Origin of the sequence: Streptomyces sp. NPDC093252 (assembly GCF_040683675.1) — a bacterium.
In the GTDB taxonomy this organism is placed as follows: domain Bacteria; phylum Actinomycetota; class Actinomycetes; order Streptomycetales; family Streptomycetaceae; genus Streptomyces.
On record NZ_JBFBEM010000006.1, the window covers coordinates 418,199 to 435,440 of the forward strand.

The 17,242-nt window shown below is 69.3% G+C and carries 15 protein-coding genes; 7 read left to right on the top strand and 8 right to left on the bottom strand.

The annotated features are described in order from the left end of the window. Positions 1-196 precede the first annotated feature (196 nt). Positions 197-1,714, bottom strand: a complete 1,518-nt coding sequence (locus AB0O01_RS15800; RefSeq protein WP_365313683.1) for a S8 family serine peptidase — start codon at positions 1,712-1,714, stop codon at positions 197-199. 129 nt (positions 1,715-1,843) lie between these two features. After that, entirely contained in the window at positions 1,844-3,370 is a 1,527-nt protein-coding gene (locus AB0O01_RS15805; protein WP_365313684.1) for a S8 family serine peptidase, read from the bottom strand. Between the two features lie 369 nt (positions 3,371-3,739). Between AB0O01_RS15805 and AB0O01_RS15810 the strand changes: the two genes are divergently transcribed. The 3 genes from AB0O01_RS15810 (at position 3,740) to moaA (ending at position 8,009) form a co-directional block, all read left to right on the top strand. Next, positions 3,740-4,096 carry a DUF485 domain-containing protein gene (locus AB0O01_RS15810; protein ID WP_365313686.1) on the top strand — a complete coding sequence of 119 codons (357 nt, stop codon included), beginning with the start codon at positions 3,740-3,742 and terminating at the stop codon, positions 4,094-4,096. Next, a complete protein-coding gene (locus tag AB0O01_RS15815) occupies positions 4,093-5,730 on the top strand; it encodes a cation acetate symporter (protein ID WP_365313688.1) in 1,638 nt (545 codons plus the stop codon). Before AB0O01_RS15810 ends, AB0O01_RS15815 begins: the two co-directional genes overlap by 4 nt. 1,289 nt (positions 5,731-7,019) lie before the next feature. After that, entirely contained in the window at positions 7,020-8,009 is a 990-nt protein-coding gene (gene moaA / locus AB0O01_RS15820) for a GTP 3',8-cyclase MoaA (RefSeq protein WP_365313689.1), read from the top strand. Between the two features lie 63 nt (positions 8,010-8,072). On the opposite strand, the gene AB0O01_RS15825 is transcribed toward moaA, so the two are convergent. Together AB0O01_RS15825 and AB0O01_RS15830 are read right to left on the bottom strand one after the other, a co-directional pair. Beyond that, positions 8,073-8,333, bottom strand: coding sequence for a hypothetical protein (locus tag AB0O01_RS15825; RefSeq protein ID WP_365313690.1), 261 nt, complete (start codon positions 8,331-8,333; stop codon positions 8,073-8,075). A 331-nt stretch (positions 8,334-8,664) separates the two neighbouring features. After that, positions 8,665-9,045: a DUF3099 domain-containing protein gene (locus AB0O01_RS15830; protein ID WP_365313691.1), complete on the bottom strand. Its 381-nt coding sequence runs from the start codon at positions 9,043-9,045 to the stop codon at positions 8,665-8,667. 247 nt (positions 9,046-9,292) lie between these two features. Between AB0O01_RS15830 and AB0O01_RS15835 the strand changes: the two genes are divergently transcribed. Continuing rightward, on the top strand, positions 9,293-9,583 hold the full coding sequence (locus tag AB0O01_RS15835; protein WP_365313693.1) for a GlsB/YeaQ/YmgE family stress response membrane protein: 291 nt from the start codon (positions 9,293-9,295) through the stop codon (positions 9,581-9,583). A 236-nt stretch (positions 9,584-9,819) separates the two neighbouring features. Here AB0O01_RS15835 and tyrS read toward each other — a convergent pair whose 3' ends face one another. From tyrS to AB0O01_RS15850, 3 genes are all read right to left on the bottom strand, one after another. Then, positions 9,820-11,088, bottom strand: coding sequence for a tyrosine--tRNA ligase (gene tyrS, locus AB0O01_RS15840; protein ID WP_365313694.1), 1,269 nt, complete (start codon positions 11,086-11,088; stop codon positions 9,820-9,822). Between the two features lie 131 nt (positions 11,089-11,219). After that, positions 11,220-12,611 carry a metallopeptidase TldD-related protein gene (locus AB0O01_RS15845; protein WP_365313696.1) on the bottom strand — a complete coding sequence of 464 codons (1,392 nt, stop codon included), beginning with the start codon at positions 12,609-12,611 and terminating at the stop codon, positions 11,220-11,222. An 82-nt stretch (positions 12,612-12,693) separates the two neighbouring features. Beyond that, entirely contained in the window at positions 12,694-14,217 is a 1,524-nt protein-coding gene (locus AB0O01_RS15850) for a TldD/PmbA family protein (protein WP_365313698.1), read from the bottom strand. A gap of 242 nt (positions 14,218-14,459) precedes the next feature. Here AB0O01_RS15850 and fabG point away from each other — a divergent pair, with 242 nt between their 5' ends. From fabG to AB0O01_RS15865, 3 genes are all read left to right on the top strand, one after another. Continuing rightward, positions 14,460-15,179, top strand: a complete 720-nt coding sequence (fabG, locus tag AB0O01_RS15855) for a 3-oxoacyl-[acyl-carrier-protein] reductase (protein ID WP_365313700.1) — start codon at positions 14,460-14,462, stop codon at positions 15,177-15,179. Positions 15,180-15,184: 5 nt separating this feature from the next. Beyond that, the gene (fabI, locus tag AB0O01_RS15860) at positions 15,185-15,952 is read left to right on the top strand and encodes an enoyl-ACP reductase FabI (protein ID WP_365313702.1); all 768 of its coding nucleotides are present in this window, start codon (positions 15,185-15,187) and stop codon (positions 15,950-15,952) included. Positions 15,953-16,226: 274 nt separating this feature from the next. Then, on the top strand, positions 16,227-16,568 hold the full coding sequence (locus tag AB0O01_RS15865; protein ID WP_365313704.1) for a hypothetical protein: 342 nt from the start codon (positions 16,227-16,229) through the stop codon (positions 16,566-16,568). Here the strand turns inward: AB0O01_RS15865 and AB0O01_RS15870 are convergent. After that, positions 16,543-17,238 carry a FadR/GntR family transcriptional regulator gene (locus AB0O01_RS15870; RefSeq protein ID WP_365313705.1) on the bottom strand — a complete coding sequence of 232 codons (696 nt, stop codon included), beginning with the start codon at positions 17,236-17,238 and terminating at the stop codon, positions 16,543-16,545. The genes AB0O01_RS15865 and AB0O01_RS15870 overlap by 26 nt on opposite strands. Positions 17,239-17,242: the final 4 nt, after the last annotated feature.

The following is a 17,242-nucleotide window of genomic DNA, read 5'->3' on the forward strand; positions in this document are numbered from 1 at the left end:
GCGCACAGAAGAGGAGTCCACGAAGGAAGCGCGCGCAAAGGGGCCGAGCGAACGAACATCCGCCCGACCCCTTCATGCGCTCATCGTGCGCCTTCGATCACCGATCAGGCCACGGACACCTGAACGGCCTCTCCCGAAGCGCCCACGGTGGCTGTGGATATGGCCCCAGCCACGACCACGGCACCCCTGGAACCAGTTATCTCGTCACCGCGTCCAGCGCGTCCGCCACGCCCCAGCCGTAGAAGCCGTTGTAGTTCTTCGGCCCCTCGCACACCGCGTCGACCTTGCCGTCGCCGTTGATGTCGTACGGGTTCGTGCACGCCGTGGCGTCGGCCTGCGTGTACAGCAGGGCCTTGACCAGGGCGGGCGGCGCGTACGGGTGGGTCGACTTGATGAGCGCGGCGACACCCGCGACATGCGGCGACGCCATCGACGTACCGGCCATGTAGCCCCAGCGTCCGCCGGGCAGGGTGCCGAGGATCAGGCCGCTGGTCGCCGGGGGCGCCGGGGTCTGATAGGCCGTCGCGTCGCCGCCGGGAGCGGCGATGTCGATGACGCCCCGGCCGTGGTTGGAGAACGACGACTTCAGTCCCTTGGCGCCGGTCGACGCGACCGTCACGATGCCCGGCAGTTGGGTCGGTATGTCGTAGCACTCGGACGGATCGATCACACGCTCACCCGGAGTGGAATCGTTCGGCGAGCCGGGATCGGTGATCTCGTCGGCCGCGAGGTCGTAGTTCTCGTTGCCGGCCGCGGCGACGTTCACCGTGCCCTTCTTCTCCGCGTACTTCGAGGCCCGGGTGATCGCCTCGACGAGGGCCTTCTGGTCCGGGTCGTTCTTGCAGTTGAAGTACCACGGGTCGGTGTAGTAGCTGTTGTTCGTCACGTCGACACCGTGCTCGGCCGCCCACACGAAGCCACAGACGACGGCCTCCGTGTAGAAGAACCCGGCGGTCGTGGACACCTTGATGCCCGACACCTTCACCCCGGGCGCCACGCCGGTCATGCCGACGCCGTTCTTCGCCGCGGCGATCTCACCGGCCACATGGGTGCCGTGCGGGCTCTCCGCCGCGCTCGGCCGCCAGGCACCGTCACTGGTGTCCGGCTTGCCCGTCACACAGTTGACGGACGCCTCGCGGTCGAAGTTCGGGGCGATGTCGGGGTGCGTGTCGTCCACGCCCGTGTCGATCACCGCGACGGTGACCTTGCTGCTGCCGAGCGACTTCTCGTGCGCCTTGTCCGCCTTGATGGCGGGCAGGTCCCACTGGAGCGGCTGCAACGGGTCCTGACCGGCCTCCGCCTCGACGGCGGCCACCTCCTCCGCCGTGAGCACCTTCGGTGTGCCCATGTCCGTGGTCGACTGTGCGGGCAGCGGCGCGGTGCGCGTCGAACCGGCCGACTGTACGCCCCGCACCTTTCTGATCGTTTGAGCGAACTCAGTGTTCGCCGAGTGCACCACGATCACACCGATCTGGTCGTACGCCTGAACGATCGTGCCACCGGCCTTGGCGATGGCCTTCTTCACGGCGGCCGAGGTGCCCTGCCCCTGGCTGACGTTCACGACATAGCTGAGCGAGGGCCCCTGCGCGGCGGGCGTGGCAAGAGGCTCCGCGGCGGAGGCGGTGACGTTCGGCAGGAACGCCACAGCGGTGGCCACGGCCATCCCGACCGGGATCGCGAGGGCACGGCGGTGGCGCGAGTGGGACGCGGTCATGATGAGAGTCTCTCCAGTTCGTCCGCACGAGGAGCGGATCCAGGTGAGCTGTTCGGACAGGTGGGTGACACGGTCGGCCTCGGTCGCGGCGCGGGTCCATGGAGGCGGAACCGCGCCGCGCAGGGCGTACTACCTCACCGCGCGGAGCGCGTTGACGATTCCGGCACCGTAGAAGCCGTTGGAGCGCTTGCCGCCCTCGCACACCGCGTCCTGTGTGCCGTCGCCGTTCTGGTCGTAGGAGGCGGGGCAGGCCGTGTCGTCCGCCTGGGCCTTCAGGAGCCGCTGGAGCTGCGCCGGGGACGCCTTCGGGTGCTCGGACTTCAGCAGCGCGGCCACGCCCGCCGCGTGCGGCGCCGCCATCGAGGTGCCTTGCAGGAAGCCGTACGCGTTGTTCGGCATGGTGGACAGGATGCGGCCGTTCTTGGACGGCGTGTCGGGGATCTGGTAGATCCGGTCGCCGCCCGGCGCCGCCACGTCGACGACCCCCTCACCGTAGGAGGAGTAGTACGACTTGATGTTCTTCACGCCCGTCGCGCTGACCGTCACGACACCCGGCAACTGGGTCGGCACGTCGAAGCACTCGCTCGGGTCGATCGTCCGCTCGACCGGCGTCGAGTCGTCGGGGCTGGAGTCGTCCAGGATCGCGTCCGAGGCCAGATCGTGGTTGGAGTTGCCGGCCGAGGCCAGGTGCAGTGTGCCCTTCTTCTGGGCGTACAACTGCGCCCGGTTCACCGCGTCGACGATCGCCCTCTGGTCCGGGTCGTCCATGCAGTTGTAGAGCCACGGGTCCACGTAGTAGCTGTTGTTCGTTATCTCGACACCGTGATCGGCTGCGAAGACGAACGCGCAGACAACGTTCTCCGGGTAGAACAGCCCGTTGTCCGGGTCGCTCACCTTGATGCTGGACACCTTGACGCCGGGAGCCACCCCGGCGACGCCTATGCCGTTGCGGGCGGCGGCTATCTCACCGGCGACATGGGTGCCGTGGTAGTCCGCGGCGGTGTACGGCCGCCAGGCACCCGCACTGGTGTCCGCCACCCCGCCGACACAGTTCGCCGACTGCGACGCGGAGAAGTTCGGGGCGAGGTCCGGGTGGGTGTCGTCGACGCCCGTGTCGATCACCGCGACCGTGACCTTCGAACTGCCCGGGTTGATCTTCGCCGCCTTGTCCGCGCCGATCGCGCGCAGATCCCACTGATCGGCCTCCAGGGGCTCGCTGCCGGGCGTGGCAGCCGCCTTCACCTCGGCCGCCTCCGCGGTCGTCAGATAGTCCGCCGCGCCCTGGTCCGTGGTGCCCGCGGCGACCAGGGGAGCGGTACGGGTCGCGCCCGCCGACTCCACCCCGCGCACCGTGCGCATCACCGGGCCGAAGTTCGGGTTGGCCGAATGAACAACGATCACCCCGATGTTCGCGTAGGTGGCCACGACCCTGCCGTCGGCCGCGACGATCGCCTTCGTCACCGACTCGATGGTGCGCCGGTCCGTCCTGGTGTTCACCACATACGCCAGGCTCGGCGCGTCCTGCGTGGCCCGGACGCCGCTCTCCGCAGGGGAGGCGGCCGTCGCGGTCGCGGGCAGGAAACCGAGCGAGGCGGTCAGGGACAGCGCGACGGGCACGGCGAGCGCGAGTCGGCGTCTGGAAGGCAGATGAGCCATGGGGTCTCCACATCATCCGGAAAACGGGACCGGCCCAGACACAGGTGGCGTCCGGGCAGGTACATGACGGGTGGTGCAGGGTGAAGCTATCCCCCGAACTCGCTGGTCAGCAATGACCAGAGGCGACGACTTCGGAAAGAACTGATCGAGGTTGAACCGGTCCTCGCGTGGCGCCGTGCACGTTGGACAGGGAGCCGCGCACGATCGACGCCTCCCCGTGGATCACGCACCCGGCCACCACTGTCACGGCCGATCAGATGATCCGCCCCAGCACAAGGACAGATCCGCATGTCCGTACCGCAACCGTCCCCGATCCCCGACCGCGCCCCGACACCTGTGGGCGGCGCACCCGCAACGCGAGGAGACTCCGTGGCCACCGAGACACCGCCACCTTCGAAACAAGAGCACCGGCTCCCCTCGACCGAGGAATTCATCGAGGTGCAGGAGAGTGCGGAGTTCGGTGAACTGCGCCACTCCTACCGCTCGTTCGCGTTCCCGCTGACCGTCGCCTTCATCACCTGGTACCTGCTCTACGTCCTGCTGTCGAACTACGCGGGCGGCTTCATGGGCACCAAGCTCTTCGGCAACATCAATGTGGCCCTGGTCCTGGGACTCGCCCAGTTCGTCACCACGTTCCTGATCGCTTGGTGGTACGCGCGGATCGCCGCGAACAAGTTCGATCCCAAAGCACAAGCGATCAAGTCTCGGATGGAGGGCGGCGAATGAGCCAGTCGATCACGCTCGCGGTCGGCGAAACCCTCGCGGCGACCGCGGCGAGCGAACACCGGACGCTCATCATCAGCCTGTTCGCCGCCTTCGTGGTGGCCACGCTGTTCATCACCGTCTGGGCCGGACGGCAGACCAAGGACGCCGCCGACTTCTACGCGGGCGGGCGACAGTTCACCGGCTTCCAGAACGGCTTGGCCGTCGCGGGCGACTACATGTCCGCCGCGTCCTTCCTCGGTATCGCGGGCGCCATCGCCCTCTCCGGCTACGACGGCTTCCTGTACTCCATCGGCTTCCTCGTCGCCTGGCTGGTCGCCCTGCTGCTGGTCGCCGAGCCCCTGCGCAACTCCGGCCGCTACACCATGGGCGACGTGCTCGCCTACCGGATGCGCCAGCGGCCGGTACGGACCGCGGCCGGAACCTCCACCATCGTCGTGTCGATCTTCTATCTGCTCGCCCAGATGGCCGGCGCCGGTGTGCTCGTGTCCCTGCTCCTGGGTATCACCAGCGACGCCGGAAAGATCGGCATCGTCGCGCTGGTCGGTGTTCTGATGATCGTCTATGTCACGATCGGCGGTATGAAGGGCACCACCTGGGTGCAGATGGTCAAGGCCGTGCTGCTCATGACGGGCGCACTGCTGCTCACCTTCCTGGTGCTGCTCAAGTTCGACTTCAACATCTCCGATCTGCTCGGTACCGCCGCCGACAACAGCGGCAAGGGAGCCGCGTTCCTGGAGCCCGGCCTCAAGTACGGCGTGTCGGAAACCACCAAGATCGACTTCATCTCCCTGGGCATCGCCCTGGTGCTCGGCACCGCCGGTCTGCCGCACATCCTGATCCGCTTCTACACGGTCCCCACCGCACAGGCCGCCCGTAAGTCCGTGATCTGGGCGATCGGCCTGATCGGTGCGTTCTACCTGATGACCCTCGCGCTCGGGTTCGGCGCGGCGGCACTGATCAGTCCCGAGGAGATCACCGCGTCCAACAAGGCCGGAAACACCGCCGCCCCCTTGCTCGCACTCCATCTGGGCGGCGTCGATTCCAATTGGGGCGCGATCCTGCTGGCCACCATCTCCGCGGTCGCCTTCGCCACGATCCTCGCGGTCGTCGCGGGCCTCACTCTCGCCTCGTCGAGTTCGTTCGCCCATGACATCTACGCCAATGTGATCAGGCGCGGCAAGGCCACCGAGAAGGAGGAGGTCCGCGCGGCCCGCCTGGCGACCGTCGGCATCGGTGCTGTCTCCATCCTGCTCGGCGCGCTCGCCCGCGATCTGAACGTCGCCGGCCTGGTCGCCCTCGCCTTCGCCGTCGCCGCCTCCGCCAACCTGCCCACGATCCTCTACAGCCTCTTCTGGAAACGGTTCACCACCCAGGGCGCGCTGTGGTCGATCTACGGCGGTCTGGTCACCGCCGTCGGCCTGGTGCTGTTCTCCCCGGTGGTCTCCGGCAAGGCCACCTCGATGTTCCCCGACGTCGACTTCCACTGGTTCCCGCTGGAGAACCCGGGCATCGTCTCGATCCCGGTCGGCTTCCTGCTCGGCATCATCGGCACCTTCCTGTCGAAGGAGGAGCCGGACAAGGGCAAGTACGCCGAACTGGAGGTCCGTTCCCTGACCGGCACCGGGGCGCACTGACCGATCAGGTTGGGGGCGCACCGCCGGGAGACCGTTCCCGCGCGCGGGAGCCGCTCGGCCGGGCTCGTTGCCGATGCCTGAGGCAGCGGACGAGTCCCGGTCCCGCGCGCGGGGGCCGTTCCCCGGCTTCAACATCGAGCACTCCACCGCCCAGGCCCCGGCCCCGCGCGCGGTGGCCGCGCCACCACGGTCACCATCGATGTCCCAAGGCCAAGTCCCGCTCCCGCGCGCGGGGGCTGCTCCCGTCACCACCGAACAATGCGGCATCGAGACCGTCCCCGCTCCCGCGCGGGGGCCGCTCCCGCCTGGTCACCCCGGCCGGAACCACCCGGCGAGTCCCGGTCCCGCCGGGCGGCTCCGTCATCCGAGCAGTCCGAAGCAGCAGCAACCACCGCGTCCCGCGCGCGGGGACCGCTCCGCAGGACCGGGATCGGGCCGAAGCGCTCGATCCCGGCCTCGCTCCCGTGCACGGGGCCCGCACCGAGGCGGGGCCAAGTCCGTCTCGCCGTACCAGCTACTACCTCGCTCGGGCCCGCACGGGGGCCACCAACACCGTTGCCACCGGGGGGGGATCCGCTCCCTTGTCCCGCGCCGGACACCGCTCCGGCGAGCCCGGGGGTCGGCGTCGACCGGCGGGAGCCCGGTCCAGCGCGCGAGAGGTCGCCCACCGGCTCGGACGGCACCTGGAAACCGCTGCCGAGCCGCCCGTTACCTCACTCCCGAAGGGCAGGGGCCCGTGCGGCCCCATGAGCCGATCACGGCCCCAGCCGAGCCCCTCACCCGCGGGGCCCCCGGACTGCGCCCACACCGATTCCGTGATCCCCAATCCAACTCCGCGCGCGAGAGGCCCGCCCCGCCGAGAGACCCGCCCCCGACGAGCCGCACCCACACCTCATCCGGCCCCAGCGACCCTCGATCCGCCCCCGACCGCACCCCCGAGCCGTTCCTCCTCCAACCCGTCCTCCCCGATCCGCCTTCCCGGCCCGGGACCCTCCAGACCAGCCCTCCACCCCCAGCCCTCACCCACCCCAGACCCCACCCAGCCACGCCACCACACCCATCACCACACCCATCACCATCTCGATCAACCGATCGTAGGGATCTACGACGTGACCTCCCGATCCCTCGTGGGATCAAGCACATCAGAATGTCCGAACGGTCGCGTAGGCTCGCAGGTGTCGGAAGCCCGGAACGTTTGTGATCGATCGGCCGTTGATCGGGTCGAGTCGTGATCGAACAGATCAATGATCGAACCGACTGATGACCCAGGACGAGGGAAGGGGGTCCCCGTGCTCATCGACACCTACGGACGAGTGGCCACCGACCTGAGGGTCTCGCTCACCGACCGCTGCAATCTGCGCTGTACGTACTGCATGCCCGAAGAGGGCCTGCAATGGCTGGCGAAGACCGATCTGCTGACGGACGACGAGATCGTCCGCCTGATCGACATCGCGGTCACCTCCCTCGGTGTCGAGGAGGTCCGCTTCACCGGCGGCGAGCCCCTGCTGCGTCCCGGGCTGGTCGGCATCGTGGAGCGTGTCGCCGCCCTCACGCCCCGCCCGCAGATGTCCCTGACCAGCAACGGCATCGGCCTCAAGCGCACGGCCGCCGCCCTTGGGGCCGCCGGTCTGGACCGGGTCAACGTCTCTCTGGACACCCTTCGGCCAGACGTTTTCAAGACCCTCACCCGTCGCGACCGCCACCAGGACGTCATCGACGGTCTGACCGCCGCCCACGAGGCCGGACTGACCCCGGTCAAGGTCAACTCCGTACTGATGCCGGGGCTCAACGACGACGAGGCCCCCGACCTTCTCTCCTGGGCGATCGAGCGGGGTTACGAACTGCGCTTCATCGAGCAGATGCCTCTCGACGCCCAGCACGGCTGGAAGCGCGACGGAATGATCACGGCCGGTGACATCCTGACCTCCCTGCGCACGCGGTTCACCCTCGCTCCCGAGGGCAAGCAGGCCCGGGGCTCGGCGCCCGCCGAACGCTGGCTGGTCGACGGCGGTCCGCACCGCGTCGGTGTCATCGCCTCCGTCACCCGCCCCTTCTGCTCCGCCTGCGACCGCACCCGCCTCACCGCCGACGGCCAGGTCCGCACCTGTCTGTTCGCCCGCGAGGAGACGGACCTGCGCGAGGCCCTGCGCTCCGGCGCCCCCGACGAGGAGATAGCCCGCATCTGGCGCCTGGCCATGTGGGGCAAGAAGGCCGGCGCGGGCCTGGACGACCCGACCTTTGTACAGCCGGACCGGCCGATGTCCGCGATCGGCGGCTAGCGAGCTCGCGGCGACTCGTGCCGACCGACGCCCGTTCCTGCTGACCCCGGCCGTAAGGGCGCCCTATGCCCCTGCTCCCGCCCCGCCGCCCCCGTCCCATTCCTCGAAGCGGACGACATCCTTCAGGAACCCCCGCACCCCCAGGAACTGCGACAGATGCTCGCGATGTTCCTCGCACGCGAGCCAGGTCTTCCGCCGCTCCGGCGTGTGCAGCTTCGGGTTGTTCCACGCCAGCACCCACACCGCAGCGACGCGACAGCCCTTCGCGGAACAGATGGGTGATGCGGGATCAGCGGGATCAGGGGTCGTCGGAAAGACGTTCACTCTCCGACCCTAACCTGATCGGCACAGGGCCTGATCACATGATCGTCGTCCACCTGATCACTCGATCACAGCCCAACCCCGTAGATCCCGTAGAGAGATCCCCGGACCCCCCCGGATCCCCTGAGATCGTTTGATCATTCGATGAGGTCGCAGCGATCAAGTCGCACAAAAGGCGACGCCGAGCAGCCACGGGGGGAGCTGCCCGGCGTCGGTCTGTCGCTCCGACGGGGGATGCGGAGCGCGTACGAAGTATGTCATGGGTAACCACTCGCCCGGCACCGGAACAACAGGATTGATCTGAGCTTTTACCGACAGTGGAATTGCACTCTGTCTAGGCGGACCGCTCGGTGTGTCCGGCCGCTCCGTCCTCCGTCGCGGACTCCGCGAAGCTCCCATCGGCGGCCCGCGGGGGCATGATCATCGGCTTCGGCTGCACCGTCACGAACGTCGTCGGCAGCGACGAAACGTTCTCCCGCCCGGCGTTGGCGATCACCACCGCGATATAGGGGAGGACCACCCCGAGCACCAGCGCCACGATCGCGACGTGCCGTTCGACGTTCCACAGCACCGCGGCGAGGACCACCGAGACCGTGCGCAGGGACATCGAGATGATGTACCGGCGCTGCCGTCCCCGGACGTCGTCCTGGAGTCCCTGCCGGGCCCCGGTGATCCGGAACACCTGGGCGCCGCCGCCGTCGCGCTGCTTCCGCATCACATTCCACCATCCGCCCACAGGGGACTCGTCCCCGTCCCGATCCCGGCCCGCACCGGCAGCAGGACCGGCCCGGACAGCGTCCACGTTACGCCGCGCCTGCGCCGCATTCGAGACCGGGTCGCCCTGCCGCCCGAGTGAGCGCCCCGGGCCATGAACCGTACGGGCGAACCCGACATGCGCCGTACGGCCACCGGGCCGACACTGGGCGGTATCTGCTCACGTCGGGCGGTGCGAGGAGGTAGTCATGGGCTGGTTGTGGGCCATCATCGTGGGCTTCGTGCTCGGTCTGATCGCCAAGGCCATCATCCCGGGCAAGCAGCACAGCCCGCTCTGGCTGACCACGATCTTCGGCATGCTCGGCGCGCTCGCCGGCAACGCCATCGCCCGCGGTCTGGGGGTCGCGGCGACCCCGGGTATCGACTGGAGCCGCCATCTCTTCCAGTTGGTCGCCGCGATCATCATCGTCTTCCTCGGCGACATGGCCTACACGGCGACGCTGGGCAAGCGCAAGCAGCAGCGCAGCCAGCACACCTGACGCACCTCGCCCCGGCTGCGACACCCGACGTCCGGGTGATCGAATGATCATGCGGTGCCACGATCGAAGGACCGTGGCACCGCATTGATGATCGATTGAGCGATCGGCAGGGAGGTGGCGGGAACGATCGGCGGCGTGTTCGACAGATCAGTCGATCGGCCCCCCACCGATCCGCACCCCCCATGCACCGCCGATCAGGCTCCGCCCTCACGGCGGGTCAGCCCCCCGACCGCCGATCAGACCCCGCTCACCGCGACAGCCGCCAGATTCCGCTTCCCCCGTCGCAGCACCAGCCACTTCCCGTGCAGCAGATCCCCGGCAGTGGGCACGGCGTCCTCGGCGGTCACCTTGACGTTGTTCACGTAGGCGCCGCCCTCCTTCACCGTCCGCCGCGCCGCCGACTTGCTCGCCACCAGCCCCACCGCGGCGAACAGATCTACCACCGGCACCAGCCCGGACACCTCGATGTGCGGCACCTCGGTCAGCGCGGCGACGAGCGTCCGCTCGTCCAGCGATTCCAGCTCGCCCTGTCCGAACAGCGCCCGGCTCGCGGCGATCACGGCCTCGGTCTGCGCGGCGCCGTGCACCAGCGTCGTCAGCTCCTCCGCCAGCGCCCGCTGTGCGGCCCGCGCCTGCGGACGCTCCCGGGTCTGCTCCTCCAGCTCCTCCAGTTCCGCACGGGACCTGAAGGACAGGATCCGCAGGTATGTGGAGACATCCCGGTCGTCCACATTCAGCCAGAACTGGTAGAACGCGTACGGCGATGTCATGTCCGGGTCCAGCCAGACGGCGCCGCTCTCGGTCTTGCCGAACTTGGTGCCGTCCGCCTTGGTCATCAACGGCGTCGCCAGCGCGTGCACCTGGGCCCGCGGCTCCAGCCGGTGGATCAGGTCGAGCCCGGCCGTGAGATTGCCCCACTGATCGCTGCCGCCCTGCTGGAGCGTGCAGCCATGACGCCGGTACAGCTCCAGGAAGTCCATGGCCTGGAGCAGTTGGTAGCTGAACTCGGTGTAGCTGATGCCCTCCTCGGACTCCAGCCGACGGGCGACCGAGTCCTTGGTGAGCATTTTGTTGACCCGGAAGTGCTTGCCGATGTCCCGCAGGAACTCGATGGCGGACAGCCCGGCGGTCCAGTCCAGGTTGTTCACCATCACGGCGGCGTTGTCGCCCTCGAAGGACAGGAACGGCTCGATCTGCGACCGCAGCCGGCCGACCCAGGCGGCGACCGTCTCCGGGGCGTTCAGCGTGCGCTCCGCGGTCGGGCGCGGGTCGCCGATCTGACCGGTGGCGCCACCGACCAGGGCCAGCGGACGCAGGCCCGCCTGCTGGAGCCGGCGCATGGTGAGCACCTGGACCAGATGCCCCACATGCAGACTGGACGCCGTCGGATCGAAGCCGCAATAGAACGTGACGGGGCCGTCCGCGAGCGCCTTGCGCAAAGCGTCCTCATCGGTGGACTGGGCGAACAGCCCGCGCCACTTCAGCTCGTCGACGATGTCCGTCACGGTTCTCGTGTCTCCTCGAAAGATCTTCTGAGATCTTCTGTGATCTTTTGATCGAATGATCTACTGATGGCCGTTCGAACGATCGTCGGGTGGGTCGGACGCCACCCGACGCCGAACGAACGTCTACGAGGTTATACGCCCTGGCTGACCGAGCTCATATTGAAATCCGGCACCCGCAGCGGGGGCATCGCCGCGCGTGTGAACCAGTCGCTCCACTCCCTGGGCAGCGTCTTCTCGGTGCGCCCGGCCTCGGCGGCCCGGCCCAGCAGATCCACCGGCGACTCGTTGAACCGGAAGTTGTTCACCTCGCCGGTCACCTCACCGTTCTCCACCAGGTACACACCGTCCCGGGTCAGTCCGGTGAGCAGCAGCGTCGCGGGATCGACCTCACGGATGTACCAGAGGCAGGTGAGCAGCAGCCCCCGCTCGGTGGCCGCCACCATCTCCTCCAGGGAGCGGTCCGTGCCGCCGTCCAGGATCAGGTTCCCGATGTTCGGTGCGACGGGCAGCCCGGTCAGCGCGGCACTGTGTCGGCTGGTGGTCAGCCGGTGCAGCTCACCCGCGCGCATCCAGTCCGTGGGGCCGAGCGGCAGCCCGTTGTCGAAGACCGACTGATCACCGCCCGACGAGTGGGCGATCATGAACGGCGCCGACTCCAGCCCCGGTTCGTTCGGATCGCTGCGGAGCGTCAGCGGCAGCCCGGCGAGCCGTTCACCGATCCGGGTCCCGCCGGACTTGGAGAACACCGTCCGGCCCTCGGCCGCGTCCCGGCCCGACGCCGACCACATCTGGTAGATCAGCAGATCCGCGACCGCGGTCGGCGGCAGCAGCGTCTCGTACCGCCCGGCCGGCAGCTCCACCCGCCGCTCGGCCCAGCCCAGCCGTACGGCCAGCTCCGCGTCCAGCGCCGCCGGGTCGACGTCCTTGAAGTCCCGTGTCGAACGTCCCGCCCACGCCGAGCGGGTGCGGTCGGGCGACTTGGCGTTCAGCTCCAGCGTGCCGGTCGGCTGATCGTGCCGCAGCCGCAGCCCGGTCGACGTACCGACATAGGTCGACACCAGCTCGTGATTGGCGAAACCGTACAGCTCCCGACCGCCCTCCCGCGCGCGGGCGAACGCCTCGCCCAGCGCGGGCGCGAAGTCGGCGAACACCGTGGACGAGGTCGCCGCGGGCGCGTCGGTGAAGTCAGGGCTCGCGGGGACGCCGGTCACCAGCGGCTGGGCGTCCTCGGCCGGACCGGCGCCCCGGGCGGCGGCCTCGGCGGCCCGCACCAGCGGCTCCAGCTCGTCCGCCGTCACCGCGGCCCGTGAGACCACCCCGGAGGCCGTGCCCTCCTTGCCGTCCACGGTCGCCACGACCGTGAGCGTCCGCCCGCGGGTGACCCCGTTCGTGGTGAGCGCGTTGCCCGCCCAGCGCAGATTGGCGGTCGAATGCTCATCCGCGATCACGACACACCCATCGGCGCGCGAAAGCTCAAGAGCACGCTCGACCATCTCGTACGGCTTGCTGACGGCGGCGCTCATCGCCCGGCCTCCTGGATCGTGGTGAGACTGCGCTGTCCCGGGAGACGGCCCCAGGGACCCCGGCGGAACCCGGTCATGGCCCTCATCGGCCCGCCTCCTGCGTGGTGTTGAGGATGTTGACGCCCTTGAAGAGCGCGGACGGGCAGCCGTGCGAGACCGCCGCGACCTGGCCCGGCTGGGCCTTGCCGCAGTTGAAGGCGCCGCCCAGGACATAGGTGCCCGGCCCGCCGACGGCCGCCATGGAGCCCCAGAAGTCGGTCGTGGTCGCCTGATAGGCCACGTCCTTGAGCTGCCCGGTGATCCGGCCGTTCTCGATCCGGAAGAACCGCTGACCGGTGAACTGGAAGTTGTACCGCTGCATGTCGATCGACCAGGAACGATCACCGACCACATAGATGCCCCGGTCCACGCTCCCGATCAGATCCTCCGTGGACAGCCCCGCCGGATCGGGTTGGAGCGACACATTGGCCATCCGCTGCACCGGCACATGTCCGGGCGAGTCGGCGAACGCGCACCCGTTGGACCGCTCGAACCCGGTCAGCCGGGCGATCCGCCGGTCGAGCTGGTACCCCACCAGGGTGCCGTCCCTGACCAGGTCCCAGGACTGCGCCGCCACCCCCTCGTCGTCGTACCCGATCGTCGCGAGCCCGTGCTCCGCCGTACGGTCACCGGTCACGTTCATCAGGTCCGAGCCGTACCGGAGCTTGCCGAGCTGATCGAACGTGGCGAAGGAGGTGCCGGCGTAGGCGGCCTCGTAGCCGAGCGCGCGATCGAGTTCCGTCGCGTGCCCGATCGATTCATGAATGGTCAGCCACAGGTTCGAAGGATCAACGACCAGATCGTACGATCCCGGCTCGACGCTCGGGGCGCGCATCTTCTCGGCGAGCAGCCCCGGGATCCGCTCCAGCTCCCCGTCCCAGTCCCAGCCGGTGCCGGTCAGATACTCCCAGCCCCGTCCGACCGGGGGCGCGAGCGTGCGCATGGAGTCGAACTCACCGCTGGAGTCGTCCACCGACACCGCCGTGAGCTGCGGATGCAGCCGCACCCGCTGCTGGGTCGTGACGGTCCCGGCCGTATCCGCATAGAACTTGTTCTCGTGCACGGTCAGCAGCGAGGCGTCCACATGATCGACCCCGTCCGCCGCCAGCAGCCGCCCGCTCCACTCGGCGAGCAGCCCCGACTTCTCCTCGTCCGGCACACCGAACGGATCGATCTCGTACGAGGAGATCCAGGTCCGGTCGGCGTGAACGGGTTCGTCGGCCAGTTCCACCCGCTCATTCGATCCCGCCGCCGTGATCACTTGAGCGGAGAGCTTCGCCATGGCCACCGCCTGAGCGGCGACCTTCGCGGCGGCGTCCATGGTCAGATCCACGCCCGACGCGAACCCCCAGGTCCCGCCGTGCACCACGCGCACCGCGTACCCGAGGTCGGTGGTGTCCGACGACCCGGACGGCCTGCCGTCGCGCAGCCGCCAGGACGCGCTGCGCACCCGCTCCAGCCGGAAGTCGGCATGCTCCGCCCCCAGCGCACGCGCGCGTGCCAGCGCCGCGTCCGCCAGGGCGCGCAGCGGAAGCGCCGTGAAGGCTTCGTCGATGGTATGAGGCACCGAGGGTCTCCCTGCTGTCGTCGCCTGTCGGCTCCGATCATGTCGCGTACGCGGGTGTGCGGACCACACGTTTGCCACCGCCGCGCGGCGGCGATCTGTAGGGATCCGACAGCGAGCCCCGCGAGCCACTGTCGGTGCCCGAATGCCCGCCCGGCCAGGGCGACCGATAGGTTTCCGGTAAAGCCGCCCGTCGACCCGATGCTCGGGCGGATATGTCAGACCCCTATCGAAAGGGTGATCCGTTGAGCCGCTCGGTTCTCGTCACCGGAGGCAACCGGGGCATCGGCCTCGCCATCGCCCGCGCATTCGCCGACGCCGGCGACAAGGTCGCGATCACATACCGCTCGGGCGAGCCGCCGGCCGCCCTCACGGAACTCGGCTGCCTCGCCGTGAAGTGCGACATCACCGACACCGAGCAGGTGGAGCAGGCGTACAAGGAGATCGAGGACGCGCACGGCTCCGTCGAGGTCCTGGTCGCCAACGCCGGCATCACCAAGGACCAACTCCTGATGCGGATGTCCGAGGATGAGTTCACCTCGGTCGTCGACACCAACCTCACCGGCACCTTCCGGGTCGTCAAGCGGGCCAACCGCGGCATGCTGCGCGCCAAGAAGGGCCGCGTCGTGCTCATCTCGTCGGTGGTCGGTCTGCTCGGCAGCGCCGGTCAGGCCAATTACGCCGCCTCCAAGGCCGCTCTGGTCGGTTTTGCTCGTTCGCTCAGCCGTGAGCTGGGATCGCGCAACATCACGTTCAACGTGGTCGCGCCCGGCTTCGTCGACACCGACATGACCAAGGTGCTCACCGACGAACAGCGCGCGAACATCGTCAAGCAGGTGCCGCTGGGCCGCTACGCGACGCCCGAGGAGGTCGCCGCGACGGTGCGGTTCCTGGCCTCGGACGACGCCTCGTACATCACTGGAGCCGTCATCCCCGTTGACGGCGGACTGGGAATGGGTCACTGATCACCATGAGCGGAATCCTCGATGGCAAGCGCGTTCTGATCACCGGTGTGCTGATGGAGTCCTCCATCGCCTTCCACGCGGCGAAGCTGGCCCAGGAGCAGGGCGCCGAGATCATCCTGACCGCGTTCCCGCGGCCCACCCTGACCGAGCGCATCGCCCGCAAGCTGCCCAAGCCCACCAAGGTCATCGAGCTGGACGTCAGCAACGACGAGCACCTCGCGCGCCTGGCCGACCTGGTCGGCGAGGAGCTGGGCGGCCTCGACGGCGTCGTGCACTCCATCGGCTTCGCCCCGCAGGACGCGCTCGGTGGCAACTTCCTCAACACGCCCTTCGAGTCCGTGGCGACCGCCATGCATGTCTCGGCGTTCTCCCTGAAGTCGCTCACCATGGCGTGCCTGCCGCTGATGCAGAACGGCGGCTCGGTCGTCGGCCTCACCTTCGACGCCCAGTACGCCTGGCCGCAGTACGACTGGATGGGCCCCACGAAGGCGGCCCTGGAGGCCACCAGCCGCTACATCGCCCGCGACCTCGGCAAGCAGAACATCCGCTGCAACCTGATCTCCGCCGGGCCGCTCGGCTCCATGGCCGCCAAGTCCATCCCGGGCTTCAGCGACCTGGCCGCGGTCTGGGACAGCCGCTCCCCGCTGGAGTGGGACCTCAAGGACCCCGAGCCGGCCGGCCGCGGCATCGTCGCGCTGCTCAGCGACTGGTTCCCGAAGACCACCGGCGAGATCATCCACGTCGACGGCGGACTGCACGCCATCGGCGCCTGAACACCACGGCTACCCGCCGAGGGCCCGCGTCCCGCACAGGATCCAGGGGACGCGGGCCTTCGTCATGCCGGACGCGGGCTTTCGCCGTCACCGGGCGCGAGTCCTCGACGTCACCGGACGACGACCCACGGCGTCTCCGGGCGTGTCCCCCGTTCGGCCCATCCGGCCGGGCGGGACCCGCCCGCAACCGGGCACCCTGGGAGAGGCGTTCACTTCCCGCCTTCCTCCCCTGCACGACCCAGCACGACCCGGCACGGCCGAGGAGGTCCCCCTTGTGCGCTTCTCCCGCAGCATGGCCTCAGCGACCCTTGCCGCCGCCCTCGTGCTGGCGGCGCCGCTCGCAACCGCGGCCCACGCGCGCGGGGACGCGGAGAACGCCCTGTCCGGCGCCGAGTGCCGCACCCGTGTCGACGGCTCGCACGTGACCGCCTACTGCCACAACCCTTACCCCGAGACGGATCGGCTGCGGCTGCACATCGAGTGCGCGCGCTGGTGGGACCTCGACAGCGACGGCCGGGCCACCGACGCCCGGCCCGCGACGACCGTACGGCTCGCCGGGCGCTGCTGGAAGGAGGTCCGCGCGGCCTGGGTCAGCCACCAGCACCGGGGGAGCTGAACCGCGCGGGGCGGCACAGGAACGGATAGCTCGCCGCTTCCGCGCCCGCCGTATCGGCGTCCCGCGCGCGGATGGCGTCCAGCAGGCGCGCGTGGTCCATGTGCGTGTCCGGCGTCAACTCCTCGCCGATGTCCTCGCGCAGCCAGTCCCGCAGCACCTCGCCCAGGTCCGCGTACATCTGCGTCATGGCGTCGTTGTGCGAGGCCGCCACCACCGCCAGGTGGAAGGTCGCGTCGGCGGTCACGAACACCTCCGCGTCCCCGGTGTGCCACGCCTCCTCGCGCCGCTCCAGGAGGGCTCCCAACTGCTTGAGGTCCTTCTCGGTCCGCCGCTCGGCGGCCAGCCGGGCGGCGGCCGACTCCAGGGTGGAACGCAGCTCCGCGATATGGCGCGGGTCGGCGTCCGCGAACCGGCGGTGCATCACACCCGCCAGCTCACTCGTGGCCACGACATAGGTGCCGGAGCCCTGGCGGATGTCGAGCAGACCGTTGTGCGCGAGCGCGCGGACCGCCTCACGGACCGTGTTGCGGGCGACGCCGAGCTGCTCGACCAGCTCCGGCTCGGTCGGAATGCGCGAGCCGACCGGCCACTCACCGGACGTGATCTGGTTCCGCAGCGCCGCGATGACCTGCTCGGACAGGGCCGAGCGACGCGGATGGCTCAGGGGCATGGCA

What these genes read in the sequence shown, in the direction of transcription:
- AB0O01_RS15870 (WP_365313705.1), bottom strand. Translation starts at nt 17,238, where the DNA reads ATGCCCCTGAGCCATCCGCGTCGCTCGGCCCTGTCCGAGCAGGTCATC.
- AB0O01_RS15815 (WP_365313688.1), top strand. Translation starts at nt 4,093, where the DNA reads ATGAGCCAGTCGATCACGCTCGCGGTCGGCGAAACCCTCGCGGCGACC.
- AB0O01_RS15830 (WP_365313691.1), bottom strand. Translation starts at nt 9,045, where the DNA reads ATGCGGAAGCAGCGCGACGGCGGCGGCGCCCAGGTGTTCCGGATCACC.
- AB0O01_RS15845 (WP_365313696.1), bottom strand. Translation starts at nt 12,611, where the DNA reads ATGAGCGCCGCCGTCAGCAAGCCGTACGAGATGGTCGAGCGTGCTCTT.
- AB0O01_RS15800 (WP_365313683.1), bottom strand. Translation starts at nt 1,714, where the DNA reads ATGACCGCGTCCCACTCGCGCCACCGCCGTGCCCTCGCGATCCCGGTC.
- AB0O01_RS15805 (WP_365313684.1), bottom strand. Translation starts at nt 3,370, where the DNA reads ATGGCTCATCTGCCTTCCAGACGCCGACTCGCGCTCGCCGTGCCCGTC.
- fabI (WP_365313702.1), top strand. Translation starts at nt 15,185, where the DNA reads ATGAGCGGAATCCTCGATGGCAAGCGCGTTCTGATCACCGGTGTGCTG.
- AB0O01_RS15835 (WP_365313693.1), top strand. Translation starts at nt 9,293, where the DNA reads ATGGGCTGGTTGTGGGCCATCATCGTGGGCTTCGTGCTCGGTCTGATC.